The following is a 15,086-nucleotide window of genomic DNA, read 5'->3' as shown; positions in this document are numbered from 1 at the left end:
GCGTCGCCTGCATTACAATACCGCTTTTGAATTTCTCATTTTCAGCGGAGCACGCGCCATGAGCCTGTTGGGCACCCCTTTATCGTCGTCGTCGGACAAAATCATGCTCTTGGGCTCGGGAGAGCTGGGCAAAGAAGTACTGATTGCGCTGCAACGCCTGGGGGTAGAAACCATAGCGGTGGACCGCTACGAGAACGCACCCGGCCAGCAGGTCGCCCATCACTCGCGCACCATCACCATGAGTGATGCCGAACAATTGCGCGCCCTGATCGAAGAAGAAAAGCCCACTCTGGTTGTACCCGAGATTGAAGCCATTGCCACCGGCGTGCTGGAAGAGCTGGAAGCCCAAGGCAAGGTACGCGTCATTCCGACGGCCCGTGCCGCTCGCCTGACCATGGACCGCGAAGGCATCCGTCGCCTGGCCGCTGAAACCCTGGGTGTTCCTACCAGCCCCTACCAGTTCTGCGAATCGCTGGAAGAGCTTCAAGCCGCTATCGACGACAAGATTGGCTACCCTTGCGTCGTCAAACCCTTGATGAGCAGCTCGGGCAAGGGTCAAAGCAAGATCAGCGGCCCGGACGATGTTGCCAAAGCCTGGGACTACGCCATGGCGGGTGGCCGCGTCAGCCAATGCCGCATCATTGTTGAAGGCTTTATCGACTTCGACTACGAAATCACCTTATTGACTGTCCGTGCCGTAGGCGCAGACGGCCAGATCGAAACCCAGTTCTGCGATCCCATCGGCCACAAGCAGGTAGATGGCGACTACGTTGAAAGCTGGCAGCCCCAGCCCATGAGTCCCGCGGCTCTGCAAAGCGCACGCGATATTGCCCAAGCCGTTACCCAGAACCTGGGCGGCCAGGGCTTGTTTGGCGTTGAGCTGTTCGTGAAGGGCGATCAGGTCTGGTTCAGTGAAGTCAGCCCCCGTCCACACGACACCGGCATGGTCACCATGGCCACCCAATGGCAGTCAGAATTTGAACTGCATGCACGCGCCATTCTGGGCCTGCCTGTGAATACCGCCTTGCGTATGCCCGGCGCCAGCGCCGTGATCTACGGCGGTGTAGATGCAAAAGACGTGAATTTCCTGAATGTGGCTGAAGCCTTGCGCATCCCGCAAACCGATATCCGTCTGTTCGGCAAACCCGAGAGCTTTGAAAAGCGCCGCATGGGTGTCGCATTGGCCGCAGACGCTGATCTGGAAACGGCCCGTGCAAACGCCCGCCAGGCCGCGGCCACCGTAAAAGTCCAAGCCCGCTAAAACAAGGAGTTTTCCACCATGCCCATCATCGTCGTCCTGCTGTTCCTGGGGATTATTGCGGCGCTTGTGTATGGTGGAATGCAGCTCTTTAGCCTGGTCAGTGCCAGTGCCGGAGTTATTGCCGCGATCTTGAGCCTGCTGATCGCAGCGGCCATTCTGGTGGCCCCCTTCATCGTATGGCGACGCCGTTATCTGGCCATTCACGGCAAAAAGCAGCAAGGCCAGCGCATTCTGGAGCTGGCCTTACCCGACGGTTCAATACGCCTGGAGGCCCTGCAAAAACGCGGTCAGATTCAAACGGGGCAGGGAACACGAGCGTTTATTTTTGCGGATATAGACTCGGTCGAGCTGCAGGGCAGGGGATTGACGCTGACTTTGCGTAACCCAACGCAAAGTTGGGAAATCCAGCCTGCCCATACCGCAGAAGCCAAACGTTGGCGCAAAATCCTTAGCCTGGCAGCACGGCAGGATTTATAAGGCTCATCGTCAAAGCAAATCGACAATACGCCTAACCGAAGTAAAGCCTTGTCAGTAAAAAAGCACGTGCATCCTTATACCTGCTCACTCACCTGATCAGACAAGGCCGGCTCATTCAGGCTGATCATGTGCTCATCCAAAGACTCCAGCGTCTCGACGACCGTACGCAGAACCTGAATACGGGCGGCTTTTTTGTCCTTGCTGGGCACAATATGCCAAGGTGCCATGTGAGTATCGGTCTGGGCGAACATTTCCTCCGCAGCGCGTTGATACGCCGTCCATTTCTCCCGGTTACGCCAATCGTCTTCCGTAATCTTGTAATTCTTGAAGGGCGTTTCCTCGCGGGCCTTGAATCGTTTGAGCTGCTCGTCCTTATCAATATCCAGCCAGAACTTGATCACAGCCGTACCGTTGGCCAGCAACTGTGCCTCAAATTCGTTGATTTCCTCGTAAGAACGATGCCAGGCGGCACGGGAAATCAATTTTTCCACCCGCTCCACCAGCACACGACCATACCAGGATCGATCAAAAATCGAAATTTCCCCCAGACGCGGCAGTTTGCGCCAGAAACGCCATAGATAAGGGCGTGCCAGCTCCACAGCATTAGGAGCAGAAATAGGGTGGATATCGTAAGTACGGACGTCCAGGGCTTCGGTCAAACGGCGGATAGTGCCGCCTTTACCCGCTGCATCCCGCCCCTCAAACACCAGTACCAAAGAGTGCTTGCGGAAAGCTTTACTACGCACCGCGCAAGACAAACGGCCCTGCCAATGCAAAAGCTCGGCGTCGTAATCCTGCACAGATTCTTCAGGAGGAGGGGACTGAAGCGAAGCAGTCGGGACGTTCAAGCGAAACGGGAAGGCATGCGGCTCTTTCACCTGACGCGGGACAATAGGCTTGTCCATGGCCTGCAACACCACCTTGGCCAAAGACACATCACGCAGGTTCTTATCTGCGCTAGGGATAACAACCCAAGGGGCGTAATTTCGATGGGTCAGATTGATAGTTTGCGTCGCGGCATTGCGCAAGCGATTGAATTGCTTATGAACTTTCAGGTCAGCCTTGCTGACACGCCAGGCAGTACTAGGATCAGCCATCAAGGTAACGCATCGATCCAGTTGAGCCTGCGCAGAAAGATGGAACCACAGCTTCAAAACCTGCACGCCTTGATAGGCCAACTGCGCTTCAAAACGATTGATCAGATGGGTATACAAAGCAATCTTGGCCGGATCCGGTGCTTTACGGCCCAACTCTTTCATTAAAGGCGCATACCAGGACCCAAACACCAAACCCGTCTGACCACGAGCGGGCAAGCTATTCCAATAACGCCACATCAAAGGGCGCATGGCTTCTTCTTCACTTAACTTGCCAAACGCCAGAGTGTGCACATGGCGCGGATCCAGCCACGTGTTCAAGGTATTGATAGCAGAGCCTTTACCCACACCGTCCATACCTGCCACCACGATCAGCAGGGTTTGATCTGCCTTATCCAGACGTTCGTACTGCTTTGACAGCAAGGCTTCACGCAGGATTTCAATCTGCGCCTTGGCCAAGTCATCACTCAAGCTGGGATCGCGTTCGGCAAACTGTAGTACATGGCCCATGGTGCTTTGCTCCGATTTACATAGCTGCTCACTATAACCATGCAAGGGAACACTTAACTACCTTCAGAGCAAAAATAATCCGGAAGAAGAGAGAGGAGTGACAAGCGATAAGAACAGGTGCTTAAGGGAATGGGGCTAATGTCTATCGATTATTGACTTTACATAATATACATTATGCGATGTTTCCCAGCCGTCCTCGAGGGAGGAAAACGAGCCTGTTCAGCAGTCTTTTGCATTATGTGAAGTTAGGCACCTCACAGTAATCTAAACCGAAACCCCGTCGAAACGTTGAATTGCACGACTGATCGGACGGTAGCACAGCACTTTATCCTGTGTCAAACATCCCCTTCATTCAACGATCCAACTTTAATACTGGATTGACGGGCGGCACGGGTAAAACAAACCGGTCCGGGTCCATCAACACCACCGCCGCCAGCGAGGCGATCGGCACATTTCCTTTGCCAATGATCTGGTAGCGCAAGATGTTGACCTTGCCACCACCTTCTACTTGCCGCATCCGATGCCACCCAGCTTTGATAACCTCTCGCTGAATCTGCATCCCCATGGCGTCGGCCTGTTCTTCAGGCCCTGTTTGAGCCGCGTAGAGCTTGAAAATCTTGGGTGAAATCAGTGCCATGCCTTCCTCTACGAAATGCACGGGTGCCCCGGATTCGTTGTACTTAATCTCACGGCTGGCCAAGCCTTGCTGCAGCCACTGTATAAACGCCGTCGCGGCTTCACTGGGTTCCTTCACAGGAGCTTCGTGCGGTAGTTCAGGCAGGCTCGGGGTCAACACGACAGGCGTGGTGTTGGCCTGGCTGAACATGCGTTGCGATTTTGCCTGTGTCTTTGGAGCAAGCTCTGGTTCAAAAACCGACGCTTTAGGCGTCGGTAAGGCTGGTAATGCTCCAGGTGTGTGCTCAACAGAGGCTGGCACAACACTTTTAGCCTTTGCTGCAGCTATGGCTGTTGCTTCATGTTGATGTGATTTTTTGCCTGGGCGTGCGCTGCTAACCGTTGCTGTCGGCGCTGAGTTCACAGGTGTGGGCTTATGCGACGCTTGCGGTGGGCTGCGATGAATAACGTTGGATGCTGTATCAGCTTCATCCAGAAAGTCATCGTCAACATCAAAGCCATCTACGGCGAGTTCGGCTGGCAAAATCACCGTCTCGTCGTCGTATACCTGAATTGAAGCAGTTTGGTGACTATTGCTTGAGGTTGGCACAGGTTTGGGCTGGTTGCCGCTTTGCGTTGCGCCATTTTTCGGTGTTTGCCGCTTGGCTGCGCCAGTTGACGCATTTTTGGGCTTTCTAAACTCCATTGCTGGTACGAGATTACGCTTGGGTGCTGCAGTTTGGGAACGAGCTGAAGCAGTTTTGGCCGTTGTGGCCACCTTTTGCGGCAATATTCCTTCATCAATGTGTTCTGGAGCAGCTTTGGCTTGAATGACTGTTGTGTCAGCGCTGTGCTCACAATCAACCGCAGCTGGATCAGCCTCTGTTTCAAACTCATCATCGCCACGCTTGGCCCGGACATGGATCTCTCCGGACATCGCCGGTGGGTATAAGTTTGGATCATCATAGAGCTTTGACAGTGGAAAGCGCAGCACACTTAGTCTGTGTCGATATTGATGGGCTTCTGTGCCCTCTTCTGTTGCCGGCGTTTGCCCGTTGATTTCAACGTGCCAAATAGCTTGGCCAGAATGAGGACTGACTTGCAAGATTCCATATTCCTGCCATGTGTCAAACAGCCTATCGTTCTTGGCCTCTCCAGGTACAGACTCGTCAGGCTCATGCTTTTTAATCCAGGCCCGCGTGGCATCGGCCAAACGCTTAGCCACAAACCACACAGAGCCGTCATACACCCATCCGGCAGCTCCAGTACGATTGAGCGGCAATTCCGTTCCAGACTGCAACATGCTTTTGAGCGCTTGCATGAGTAAATCCACCAGCGGTACTGCATTAGCTGTCGCAAAACGAGCCTTACTGCCCTTCATCAATGCGTTGCTGGTGGAGGCCTGGTCAGCGCGTTTGATAATGTCAGCCAATAATCCATCCTTATGGCCAGACAAATAATGAGTCAGCGCATCAAAGGCGTGAGGCGTTTGAGACAAAAAAGTTAAGGCAGATTTTGGGGCAATCTGATGAAGCAAGGTCAGTGCCAGGCGATTATGGGCCTGGTAGTCCCGGCTGGCTTTTGGCTCAAACTCGACTCGATACTCCAGATCCAGACGCCCCTGCCCCACTTCGAACAAGGAGCCCGCCAGCGGTTTCCATCGCAACGGTTCATCCATCGCCCCGCCTCGCCATAAGATCCGTAGGTCCGTCATCGGTTTGGCAATGTCATGAAGCAGTGCCGCGTAAAAGACCACATAGGTCCACTGATCACGCTCGGCGTCAATCTGCTCAACGGGAGCATTCGTCGGTAAAAAATGCGCGTTTCGCCAGGTCATGGCTGCCAATACCATCTCCAGCGTATGGGCCAACAAACCACCTGCGTGGGCGTGATGGTGTGCTTCTGAGGCAGGCATGAGCTGGACGTATTCTGCATATCGTCGGATAGCTGGGATGAAATCTCGTCTAAAAACAGGATCTGCTACGCGAGACTGCAGGAACATTTGATGAACCGCTTTTTGAGCTTTCAGCAGACGGATCAAGTCATCAGACTCAAGAACACGCAACCACCCTTCCTCCCGCCCTGCTACACGTTGGGCAACTGGAACTGGTGGGGGGCTTGGAGGTGGCGGAACCGGTGCGGGCTTAGTCGTACTGGAGGCGCGTCGCGGAATAAAAGTGGAGAACTTCGAGATCCAAGGCGGGGTTCGGCGGTGAGTCATGCTCTAACGTTCAAGCAAATGGGCTCGCAACGTCTCCAGAGTCGGACGAGGATGTCGCAATGTGAGCAAAATATGCAGTGACTCAGTGGGATGTTGAGGGTCGCCCTGCTGCAGGAAATGGAACCAGCTCATCTCCAGTGGATTCCATTGAATTGAATCAGGATCAGGCAGCATGTTTTTGCCCCAGTGAGCCCGATAATGGACAAATGGCTGCTGCAAAATATCGTCAACAATGCTCTCTTTGCGCCCTGCGAGATCTACGGCCTGGCTGCTTTCTTGCGCCAGGTTCTGACAATGATTCTTCAAAATCTCTCTCACACACAGATGAGGATCATCTTCATCCTCGGCATAAATTTCTAATCCGTCATAGCGCGATAGCCAGGCTGAAAAATGGGGGACCCATTCAGCCAATCCGAGCTCAGTCAGGAGCTCGACAATGCGGTAAATCGCATGAGCACGGTCGTGCGCATCACGCCCAAAATGGGGGAACCCAGGATCGGGGTATGGATGCTCGTCTAGGTACGTGTGGGCGAGGATAGTCATAGCGGCCACTCTACAAAGCGGTTTGCTATCTCTCAACGCGATACCGGGTGCGACGTAACCTAGGGTTCTCGCTTGCGCGCAACGTTAAGTTCTGATAAGTCACAGCCCGCTATGCTGGCCGAGGCCATTTGCATCGCTTCACCCAGCCCCTGGGTGAAGCGATGCGTAACCCGTAAGCCCCCTTTTCCCCTACCCGTAAGGCCTTTCCCGACGGCCACCGGATTTTTAGGTGGACGGCGGCCCTTTGGATAAGGCCCTTGACCCGTAGCAACCTTTTCCCAGTAGCGGATTGACGCCCCGGCAGTCCGTCAACACATTCTTGTTCTAGTTGTATTGTGCAATGCAAAACATTTTAACTTGAATACCCTTTCTTCACTTACTCAAAAACGCATATAGCAGGCCGCGCGGATAACGCACATAACTGTTTTCGTCAAGCTGAAACCCCGTGTTACGTGACCTTGGGTTAACGAGCGACACCTTGGGGTGCCTTTGCAACACTGAACGCCATTCTCAATCGGATGGAGTACTTCATGAGCTGGACAGCTAGACTCGCTGTTGCCGCGCCACTGGCTGTTTTGGCGTTGCAGGCCCAAGCCCAGGTCGGGGATACCTACGACAACGGCACACAGGTGCGAATAGGACAATACAGCACACAAGCCAGCACACCAGGGCATAGCGTTTCTGATCCCCTGTCTGTGTTTGTTGCACTGACTTACCCACGTCAAGACGTAGCCACCATTGATGGTGCGATTGAGTACACCCTCAAACGGACTGGCTGGCAGCTTGATCGCTCCAAGCTGTCGCTAGAAGCCGCGCAGTTTCTTCGCTTACCACTTCCAGAGTCCCAGCGGTCGCTGGGCACGTATCGTGTGCGTGATGTCTTAAATGCACTCGTAGGTGAGACCTGGCGCTGGGACGAGGACCCCATCCGTCGCAGACTGTGGATCAGTCTAGCGGCACAGCCGACTCTGTCAGGCGTCGAACTGTCACAGAATTGGCTCCACGCCCAAACCTACCCCGTCACAGTTGACCCTAAAAAGCCGTGGTTGCCCCTGACCGAGCGCATCAGCGGGGTGCAGCCATGAACCAACAAGATCAACAATGGCAACAGCAGCAAGACGATCTTCGCCGCCGGGAACAAGCCGAGCAGCTAGAGCGTGAACGGCTCGAGCGCTTGGAACATGAACGACTGGAGCAAGACCAGCAGCTTGAGCGTGAACGCCAAGAAAAGCTGGATCAGCACGACTATGACTCCCGTCGTGAGTTGGAGGACGCTACCCCAAACAAGCCTGGTGTCTTGCGAACACTCATGCAAATTTTGTTCTCTCGCAAAGAACCAACGGCAAGCGTTGAAAAACAGAACGTGGAGCCCGTGTTTTCGTCTGTAGTGGATCCCCTGACCGAGACGCAAAACAATGAAGCAGTCACCGATTTCTTTGCTGAACAAGACAATCAACCGCAACCTGCCAGCGTTTCGCCATCCCCATTGGCATCTGCTGCACAAACCGGTACTCCAACTCCCAAGAAAAAGACAGGCTATCCGTGGAAGCTAATCCTGGCGTTGGTGCTTTTTGCTGTCCTTTTCTTGAGCTGGAAATACCTGTTTAACCAATCTGTGGTTGAGCAAACAGCCGCCTTGTCTGCAGCCGAACCCTCACTGGCTGAAATCGAAGATCAGGTCGCCCCTGTTAAGGATGAGGAAAAGGGTTCTGAGCCCTCCCCTGCTCCCACCAGCAGTGAAGTAGGAAGTGTAGAGAAAACATCTGACATACCGATGGGAACGGAACCGATAAACACAGCGGGGTCAACGGAATTCCAAGATATCCCCATTGATCTCGGAGAGACGTTCCCATCGAACCTTGAAACATCGCAAGGCTCGTACGCCGCTCAAGAAACACCAACATTTGAGGTGCAAATCTCGTCCCTGCAACGTGATGTCAACGAAATCAGGCAGTTACTCAATGAGCTCTTACAACAAAACGAACAGTTGATTGCTCTGTCCACACCTGCACCTACACCTGAACCAGAACCAGAGGCGGTGCCAGTTGTTGAACCTGCCCCCGTGAAAAAGCCGGTCACTCGTCGAGCCAAGGCCGCACCGAAGCCAAGCGTTCGTCTGGTCTCAGTCGATATGTGGGATGGCAAACCCTCCGTTGTCGTCGCCAGTACACGCGCAGGCGACAACCAAACCTTAGTGATGCGACCAGGTGACACCGTCAACGGCGTCACGCTGCAAAGCGCAAGCGCATCCGAGCGCAGCGCCTCTTTTCTCGTAAACGGAAAAACCACCAAATTAACTGTGGAGGGCCAGTGATGCCGCGCCTTATAAAAATCAAAGCAGCAGCCATCAGCCTGCCCCTGCTTTTCCCTGCGATGGCGCATTCGCAAACCCAGGCCACCGCTCAGCAGCGTACCGAAGAAGTCGCCAATGCTACGCAGGCACAAGGGCGTAATCCGATTGCGCTGGATGCCGTAGATCGCCTGCGCGCCAATATTTGGGGCTTAACCGACGAAGAAATGTTGCGCGCCAAAACCTTGCTGGAAGGCCCTCGCAAAGCATTCTCGGTGGAAAACCTCTCGCCTATTGAAGCGCTGGGCATTCACGCGACCTCGGAAGCAGAGCGCCGTAAATATGCCGAAATGTTCGCCCGAGCCTTTCATGCCGACGTGGAGCGCTCATTGGCATGGAATCGTGCTTTCACCGAAGCGATGGCACGCCTTTACCCAAATGAGCCAGTTGTCAATTTCAGTCAAATCCCACCCGTTCCCGCCACGGTAGGTGCGGCTGACACTTTGAACGTGCCGCGCACTGCCATCATCGAGACCCCCGCTCCGGGCTACACGCCTCTGACTCAAAGTGTGCCAGCACAGGGCTCTGCGAAGTAATGGGGACCTCCATGCACCGCCGACAGTTTCTTGGCGCCCTCACCGCACTGACGGCCAGTGGCGTCATGACGCGCTCGTGGGCAATGGCTGCACCTGCGCAATCGGAGTTGACGCAGCCTGAAGGCCTGGACCCGCAATGGTGGCCATATTGGTCAGATACGGCTGTGCGCATTGAGCCCAAGATCACACCCCAGGAGCAGACGACTATCCCCCACGGCTATGTTCGTCAGATGCCTCGCACACGCACCCGTCCTGGTGCACCGATCGTGACGGCATCCTTGTTGCCACCCCGCGCTTATGACTGGGCGGGACAGCGCTGGAACATAGATCCGTGGCTGCTTTACGGCGTGGCACTGCAAGAGTCGCAAATGAAATTTGGTCGGCAGACGCTGCCCTACCCTTGGACTCTGTGCGTCAGAGGTGCTGCCAAGCGCTATGGCTCCTATGAGGCCACCCTCAAGGCCTTGCGCAAGTATGTGGATGTCAGAGGTATCCGCAATGTGGATTGCGGTGCGATGCAGGTGAACTGGGGCTACCACAACGACAAGCTCCAAAGCTTTGAACGTGCTCTGGACCCTTACCCCAATCTCGATGTAGGTGCACAAATTCTGCGTGAACACTTTGACCGCAACAGTTCCTGGCGTTTGGCGGTCGCTCTCTATCACACGGGCTCCAGAAATACGCAAGAACGAATCAGCCGCGGCAATCGCTATAGCCGTGGCGTTTTCAACAAATTAGCCAACCTGGGCTTAGATGCGTCGGAACTGGCCACTTCAACCGGTTGGAGGCGATATGCACCGTAATCTCGCCCTCGCCTTCTTTGCAGCGACCACACTGATCTCCAGCTCGGTCAACGCTCAGACTGCACCGGTCGTCCTGGACGATTCGGTTCCGGCTGTTTCCTATTATTCGGCCTTAATTTCAGGTGCAGACCAACCTGGTGTTGGTGCCGGCATCCAGTTTCCGCTGACGTCGAACTTGCTACAACCTGGCGTGCTTAAGCCATCGGCTGTTCCAGTATTTAACCCAAAATGGATGACCCAAACATTAGCCATTGTGGGTGACGACAAAGGCTCAGAAGAATGGCTCAAGCTCCATTTGGAACGCCTGCTTTCTCTGCAGGCCACTGTCATTGTGGTATCCGCAGCCAGTGAAAAACGCTTTAAAGACATCCAGCGACAAGCCAACGCATTGCCAATCGTCCCTGATCCCGGCCACTGGTTACAGAGCCGTCTTGCCGCAGCGCATGTGACTGTCTATCCCGTGCTGATTGGCTTGGACGGTCAAGCGCGACAGATCATCTTCTCAGAAGGTTTTGAACGAGGTGAAGCGCATGAAAAATAACGCCGTCTTGGAAGCGTTACTGCGTCCACCTGTCGAAATTTGGAGTGCGGCAACGGCCTGGTCCGTCACGGCCACGGCTGCCCTGGCGCCTTGGGCGCTGATGATGCCCCCTTCTTTGGGCTACGTTGCAGCAGCAGGATCGGGCTACTTTGGCGGGGTCCGCTTTAAGCAGGCGATGCGGATCAAGCGTTATCACCATCACCTGAAATACTACAAAGTCACGAAAATTGCTCCCGCCAAAATCCCCGTGGCACCGGGCGAGTTTTACCTGGGCGAAGGGTTCGAGTGGTCGCAAGCGCACACACAACGTAAACGTGAGGCCTTGCAACCGCAGGCCAAGCGTTTTGTGCGTCCATCGGGCAAAGAGCTGGCTCTACGCAGCCTGGGTTCAAAAGCCATCGAACAAGCGCAAGGCAAAGGCCCCGTCAAACCCATTGTGCGAGCCATTGCAGGAATTGCGGGCATTGATCATTGGCTCAACCCATTGCAGCCTCATCCAGACTTAGGTGGCTCACCCATCGTGCATGGCGTGGGCAGCATGGACGAAGCCCCCGTCAAGATTCGCCAGTCTTCTCGCAATGGACACATGCTGGTCATGGGCACCACGCGCGTGGGCAAGACCAGGCTGCTGGAGTTATTTGCCACCCAGGACATTCATGCTGGGCACGTCACTATCGTGATCGATCCCAAGGGGGATGCCGATCTGATGCTGCGTATGTATGCCGAATGCGCTCGTGCAGGCCGCCTGGACCAGTTCTACATGTTCCATCTTGGCTACCCCGAGATCTCAGCCAGGTACAACGGCATCGGCAACTTCTCCCGTATCACCGAAGTCGCCACTCGTGCCACCAACGCCTTGCCCAGCAGCGGAAACTCCGCCGCTTTTAAAGAGTTCTCCTGGCGTTTTACCAATATTGTGGCTCAGGCCCAAGTTGCGCTGGGTCGTGTCCCGACCTATGAAGCCTTGCTCAAAGATGTGACCGGCATTGATGGTCTGTTCATGGACTATGCCCGCATGGTGTTTGGCCAACAAGCCCGCCAAGGCCGTCTGATCGACTGGGAAGTAAGACTGGCCAGCCTTGAGCTCGCGCTGCAGGATCGCAAAACCGCGCCGCCGGTGCCAAGAGCCTTGGCCGATCGACAGCCCGAATTTGTAGCAATGTTTTTGCTCATCAAAGAGGCCAAGATCAACGATACGGTCCTCGCAGGACTGGCAGCCGCCTTTAGCTATGAGCGTAGTTTCTACGAAAAGATCATCGCGTCCTTGGGGCCATTCCTGGAGAAGTTGACCACCGGCGCAGTAGGCAAACTGATCTCACCTGACTATTACGACCAAACCGATAAGCGTCCCATCTTCGACTGGATGAGCGTCATCCGGCAGGGAGGCGTGGTCTACGTAGGCTTAGATGCCCTCTCTGATTCCGTGGTCAGCTCTGCGGTCGGTAATTCCATGCTGGCCGACTTGGTCAGCGTGGGCGGCAAACTCTACAAGACCGGACTGGACCCTCATGCCCCAGACGGAAAAATCGTGTTGCCGACCATTTGTGCGCACTTTGACGAGGTCAATGAGATTGCAGGCCCTGAATTTGTGCCCATGGTGAACAAGCTGGGGGGCTCGGGCTTTCGGATCACCGCGTACACACAGTCAGCATTTGATATTGAGGCAAAAGTCGGAGATAAGGCCAAAGCGGGCCAGATCCTGGACAACTTTAACCACCTGGTCATGCTGCGCGTGCGTAGTGTCACTACGGCCAAGCTGCTGACGGACCAGGTTCCCGAAGTCGAGGTGGTCCATCTCACGCCAATGTCAGGCGTCACAGACACCGCCGCCCAAGGCACCGGCGTCGATTTCATCAGTCGCAACGATGATATCTGGACCAAAACCAAGGTCCCTATGATTGAACCAGCCGATGTGCTGGAACTACCGCAAGGCCAAGCCTTTGCGCTACTTGAAGGCAATCGACGCTTCAAGATCCGAATCCCGTTGGCTGATGCAAGAAACGACGAATTTGTACCGCAGTCTTTGCAAAACGTCGCCGCGCAAATGAAGGCCCGCTACCGGACTTCCGAGCAATGGGCCAGTGAAACCGACTGGTTCACTGAAAACTGGCTCAATAGCCAGCCAATCGCCGATGGCACGGGCATGATCGCCACTGATCTAGCGGTGCAGAATCCTGACCCCGATGACGACACTCAAAGCAACAGCGCGATAAACACTGACACGATGGGCCTGATCACAAGGGGGCACGGATGAGTACCAACTCGACCAGCCGCCCTGTTAAGCCCACCACTCGCGGCCCCATTTTGATGACATTTGAGATGGTCATGGGTTTGCTTATGGTCTCTGTCTCAGCGTGTGTGCTGGGATTGTTCATAGAACTGGCCGGCATTCATACGATTTGGAAGGACCAAGGCACAGGCCATGCTCGCTCTATCGTGGAGCAGGACCTGAGCTATATCGAGGCTGCCCCGAAGAGCCTGATTATTCCCAATACAGTGGCCTTCTCAAACAAGATGCTCGGCTACATCTCATGGCCTTACGAGAAGTTCGGAATCTTGCAATGGTATGCCAATAGCCATGACCCCGCCATGCAGCGTCAACAGGCCCTTCGTCGTGCACAAGAAATAAAGGCAAACGGCAACAGCCTCTCCTCCAGGCTGAAAACGATTGGCGCTGATGCCAGCCAATTTATCAGCACGGTACTCGTGCTTTCCATGTACGTCGCCATGGATGTAGCGCTTCGACTTTCGATTGCCCTTTATGCGCTGCCAGCCTTCGTTCTTGCGTGCCTAGTGGGTGCGGTCGATGGCCTGGTACGGCGTGACTTGCGCCGGTGGAGCGGCGGCCGAGAATCCTCCTTCGTTTATCACCACGCTAAGCGATACACCGCCTGGGCACTGACTGGAGGTTTCGGTCTGTATTTGACCTGGCCTTTCGGCGGCTTCAACCCCGCTTACATGGTTCTGATTTTCACCGCGTTGGTCGCTGCAACGCTCAGCACCACAGTGGCTTCCCTCAAAAAGTATATGTAGCGCCTCTCGCTCACATCACGACATTGGAGAAACGACAGAAATGAAACCACAGCAATCTGGCCTCTCAGAACGTAAGACTCATCGCGCCTGGGTAGCCGCGCTCATGCTCGTCGCGTGCGCCACCGTTCAGGCTGGAGATGCCGATAGTGAGCGCGAAAGTCTGGCACGGATTGAAAACGAGCTGGCCGTCGTGCAGCAGATGGTGGCCGCGGCCTCTCGTGATGCGCCTCCATCTCAACGAGTCAATTTTCGATATGAGTGGTTGATCAATGACCTGGACGTGATGCGTCGGGGAATTCAACAACACCTTAATGCCCCTATGCAGCCGCGTCCGGTCGAGCCACTGCGAGGCGACTACCGCCAATGACGCAGCTTCAGGAGATCTCCTTATGGGCATGAACAATGCGCAGATGGGTTCGAGCATGAGAGAGGCGTTTGCAGCGGGCTCGGGTGTTGACCCAAACGCCATGAAGATCGTGCTGACGGTCATAACGGTAGCAGCTGTGGCTCTGTTCTTTGCGTGGTTGGTAATGGCCGCTCTAGAGAACTACCGGGAGAACCAACTCAAGCAAGAAGAGGTGGTCTGGGCCTGCGTCAAATTAGTTGTGCTGTTGTCCTTAATCCTGTGGGTGTTGGTTTGACGCTCACAGGACTTCTTAACACATCAAACCATACGGAGTTTAGCTATGACCACACTGAACGCTCTGTTGGCGGCACCCCGAGCGGGGTGGCAAAAAGCCAAGCGTCACTTCGCGCAAGCCGCTTTGATCCCTGCTGTAGCGTTACTTTCGTCACCTGCCATGGCAGCTTTGCCCACGATGCCCACACCGGGATCTGGCATTGACGGGGCTCAAGTTGCTGACGGCGATTGGCTTGGAGCGATGGGTGCTTACTGGAAACAGGGCATCACGATTCTGGCCATGATCTTTGTTGGCTACTTTTTCCTGAAAGTCGTGATGGGCGCAATCACAAAGTGGACCCAATACACACGTGGCCAGGCTGATATTGCTGACCTGAAAGAATACGTAATCACTGGCGGTGTGCTTGCCATTGCGCTTGTCGCACTGGCCACGTATGCCATCGCCACGCTCGGGTAAAGGGG

The 15,086-nt window shown here is 54.8% G+C and carries 15 protein-coding genes; 12 read left to right on the top strand and 3 right to left on the bottom strand.

Going from position 1 to position 15,086, the window contains the following annotated elements:
- Positions 1–58 precede the first annotated feature (58 nt).
- On the top strand, positions 59–1,261 hold the full coding sequence (purT, locus tag MID00_RS17910; RefSeq protein WP_009454002.1) for a formate-dependent phosphoribosylglycinamide formyltransferase: 1,203 nt from the start codon (positions 59–61) through the stop codon (positions 1,259–1,261).
- Positions 1,262–1,279: 18 nt separating this feature from the next.
- On the top strand, positions 1,280–1,738 hold the full coding sequence (locus tag MID00_RS17905; RefSeq protein WP_254499246.1) for a hypothetical protein: 459 nt from the start codon (positions 1,280–1,282) through the stop codon (positions 1,736–1,738).
- 74 nt (positions 1,739–1,812) lie between these two features.
- On the opposite strand, the gene pap is transcribed toward MID00_RS17905, so the two are convergent.
- From pap to MID00_RS17890, 3 genes are all read right to left on the bottom strand, one after another.
- Positions 1,813–3,342, bottom strand: a complete 1,530-nt coding sequence (gene pap, locus MID00_RS17900; RefSeq protein WP_254499245.1) for a polyphosphate:AMP phosphotransferase — start codon at positions 3,340–3,342, stop codon at positions 1,813–1,815.
- 352 nt (positions 3,343–3,694) lie between these two features.
- Positions 3,695–6,022, bottom strand: coding sequence for a MobH family relaxase (gene mobH / locus MID00_RS17895; protein ID WP_254499244.1), 2,328 nt, complete (start codon positions 6,020–6,022; stop codon positions 3,695–3,697).
- A gap of 159 nt (positions 6,023–6,181) precedes the next feature.
- Positions 6,182–6,721 carry a hypothetical protein gene (locus MID00_RS17890; protein ID WP_254499242.1) on the bottom strand — a complete coding sequence of 180 codons (540 nt, stop codon included), beginning with the start codon at positions 6,719–6,721 and terminating at the stop codon, positions 6,182–6,184.
- Between the two features lie 530 nt (positions 6,722–7,251).
- Between MID00_RS17890 and MID00_RS17885 the strand changes: the two genes are divergently transcribed.
- From MID00_RS17885 to MID00_RS17840, 10 genes are all read left to right on the top strand, one after another.
- Positions 7,252–7,806 (top strand): hypothetical protein, encoded by a 555-nt coding sequence (locus MID00_RS17885; RefSeq protein ID WP_009454013.1) that lies wholly within the window; start codon positions 7,252–7,254, stop codon positions 7,804–7,806.
- The gene (locus tag MID00_RS17880) at positions 7,803–9,035 is read left to right on the top strand and encodes a hypothetical protein (RefSeq protein ID WP_254499241.1); all 1,233 of its coding nucleotides are present in this window, start codon (positions 7,803–7,805) and stop codon (positions 9,033–9,035) included. The genes MID00_RS17885 and MID00_RS17880 overlap by 4 nt, the downstream gene beginning before the upstream one ends.
- Positions 9,035–9,607: a hypothetical protein gene (locus tag MID00_RS17875; protein ID WP_003799964.1), complete on the top strand. Its 573-nt coding sequence runs from the start codon at positions 9,035–9,037 to the stop codon at positions 9,605–9,607. Before MID00_RS17880 ends, MID00_RS17875 begins: the two co-directional genes overlap by 1 nt.
- 11 nt (positions 9,608–9,618) lie before the next feature.
- Positions 9,619–10,410, top strand: a complete 792-nt coding sequence (locus MID00_RS17870; RefSeq protein WP_003799963.1) for a transglycosylase SLT domain-containing protein — start codon at positions 9,619–9,621, stop codon at positions 10,408–10,410.
- Positions 10,400–10,951, top strand: a complete 552-nt coding sequence (locus MID00_RS17865) for a PFL_4695 family integrating conjugative element protein (protein ID WP_045931319.1) — start codon at positions 10,400–10,402, stop codon at positions 10,949–10,951. The genes MID00_RS17870 and MID00_RS17865 overlap by 11 nt, the downstream gene beginning before the upstream one ends.
- The gene (traD, locus tag MID00_RS17860) at positions 10,941–13,205 is read left to right on the top strand and encodes a type IV conjugative transfer system coupling protein TraD (protein ID WP_254499240.1); all 2,265 of its coding nucleotides are present in this window, start codon (positions 10,941–10,943) and stop codon (positions 13,203–13,205) included. Before MID00_RS17865 ends, traD begins: the two co-directional genes overlap by 11 nt.
- Positions 13,202–13,984 (top strand): TIGR03747 family integrating conjugative element membrane protein, encoded by a 783-nt coding sequence (locus tag MID00_RS17855; RefSeq protein WP_003799956.1) that lies wholly within the window; start codon positions 13,202–13,204, stop codon positions 13,982–13,984. The genes traD and MID00_RS17855 overlap by 4 nt, the downstream gene beginning before the upstream one ends.
- 103 nt (positions 13,985–14,087) lie before the next feature.
- Complete coding sequence (locus MID00_RS17850; protein WP_131071821.1) at positions 14,088–14,351, top strand: RAQPRD family integrative conjugative element protein; 264 nt, start codon at positions 14,088–14,090, stop codon at positions 14,349–14,351.
- Positions 14,352–14,373: 22 nt separating this feature from the next.
- Positions 14,374–14,625 (top strand): DUF3262 family protein, encoded by a 252-nt coding sequence (locus tag MID00_RS17845; protein ID WP_021446579.1) that lies wholly within the window; start codon positions 14,374–14,376, stop codon positions 14,623–14,625.
- Positions 14,626–14,670: 45 nt separating this feature from the next.
- Positions 14,671–15,081, top strand: coding sequence for a DUF2976 domain-containing protein (locus MID00_RS17840; RefSeq protein ID WP_254499239.1), 411 nt, complete (start codon positions 14,671–14,673; stop codon positions 15,079–15,081).
- Positions 15,082–15,086 lie beyond the last annotated feature (5 nt).

It is taken from the genome of Alcaligenes sp. NLF5-7, from assembly GCF_024266725.1.
In the GTDB taxonomy this organism is placed as follows: domain Bacteria; phylum Pseudomonadota; class Gammaproteobacteria; order Burkholderiales; family Burkholderiaceae_B; genus Alcaligenes; species Alcaligenes phenolicus.
This window is presented reverse-complemented; position numbering and strand designations above follow the sequence as displayed.

Coding starts and splice junctions, on each gene's coding strand:
- purT (WP_009454002.1), top strand. CDS start 59: ATGAGCCTGTTGGGCACCCCTTTATCGTCGTCGTCGGACAAAATCATG.
- MID00_RS17905 (WP_254499246.1), top strand. CDS start 1,280: ATGCCCATCATCGTCGTCCTGCTGTTCCTGGGGATTATTGCGGCGCTT.
- pap (WP_254499245.1), bottom strand. CDS start 3,342: ATGGGCCATGTACTACAGTTTGCCGAACGCGATCCCAGCTTGAGTGAT.
- MID00_RS17890 (WP_254499242.1), bottom strand. CDS start 6,721: ATGACTATCCTCGCCCACACGTACCTAGACGAGCATCCATACCCCGAT.
- MID00_RS17885 (WP_009454013.1), top strand. CDS start 7,252: ATGAGCTGGACAGCTAGACTCGCTGTTGCCGCGCCACTGGCTGTTTTG.
- MID00_RS17880 (WP_254499241.1), top strand. CDS start 7,803: ATGAACCAACAAGATCAACAATGGCAACAGCAGCAAGACGATCTTCGC.
- MID00_RS17875 (WP_003799964.1), top strand. CDS start 9,035: ATGCCGCGCCTTATAAAAATCAAAGCAGCAGCCATCAGCCTGCCCCTG.
- MID00_RS17870 (WP_003799963.1), top strand. CDS start 9,619: ATGCACCGCCGACAGTTTCTTGGCGCCCTCACCGCACTGACGGCCAGT.
- MID00_RS17865 (WP_045931319.1), top strand. CDS start 10,400: ATGCACCGTAATCTCGCCCTCGCCTTCTTTGCAGCGACCACACTGATC.
- traD (WP_254499240.1), top strand. CDS start 10,941: ATGAAAAATAACGCCGTCTTGGAAGCGTTACTGCGTCCACCTGTCGAA.
- MID00_RS17855 (WP_003799956.1), top strand. CDS start 13,202: ATGAGTACCAACTCGACCAGCCGCCCTGTTAAGCCCACCACTCGCGGC.
- MID00_RS17850 (WP_131071821.1), top strand. CDS start 14,088: ATGCTCGTCGCGTGCGCCACCGTTCAGGCTGGAGATGCCGATAGTGAG.
- MID00_RS17845 (WP_021446579.1), top strand. CDS start 14,374: ATGGGCATGAACAATGCGCAGATGGGTTCGAGCATGAGAGAGGCGTTT.
- MID00_RS17840 (WP_254499239.1), top strand. CDS start 14,671: ATGACCACACTGAACGCTCTGTTGGCGGCACCCCGAGCGGGGTGGCAA.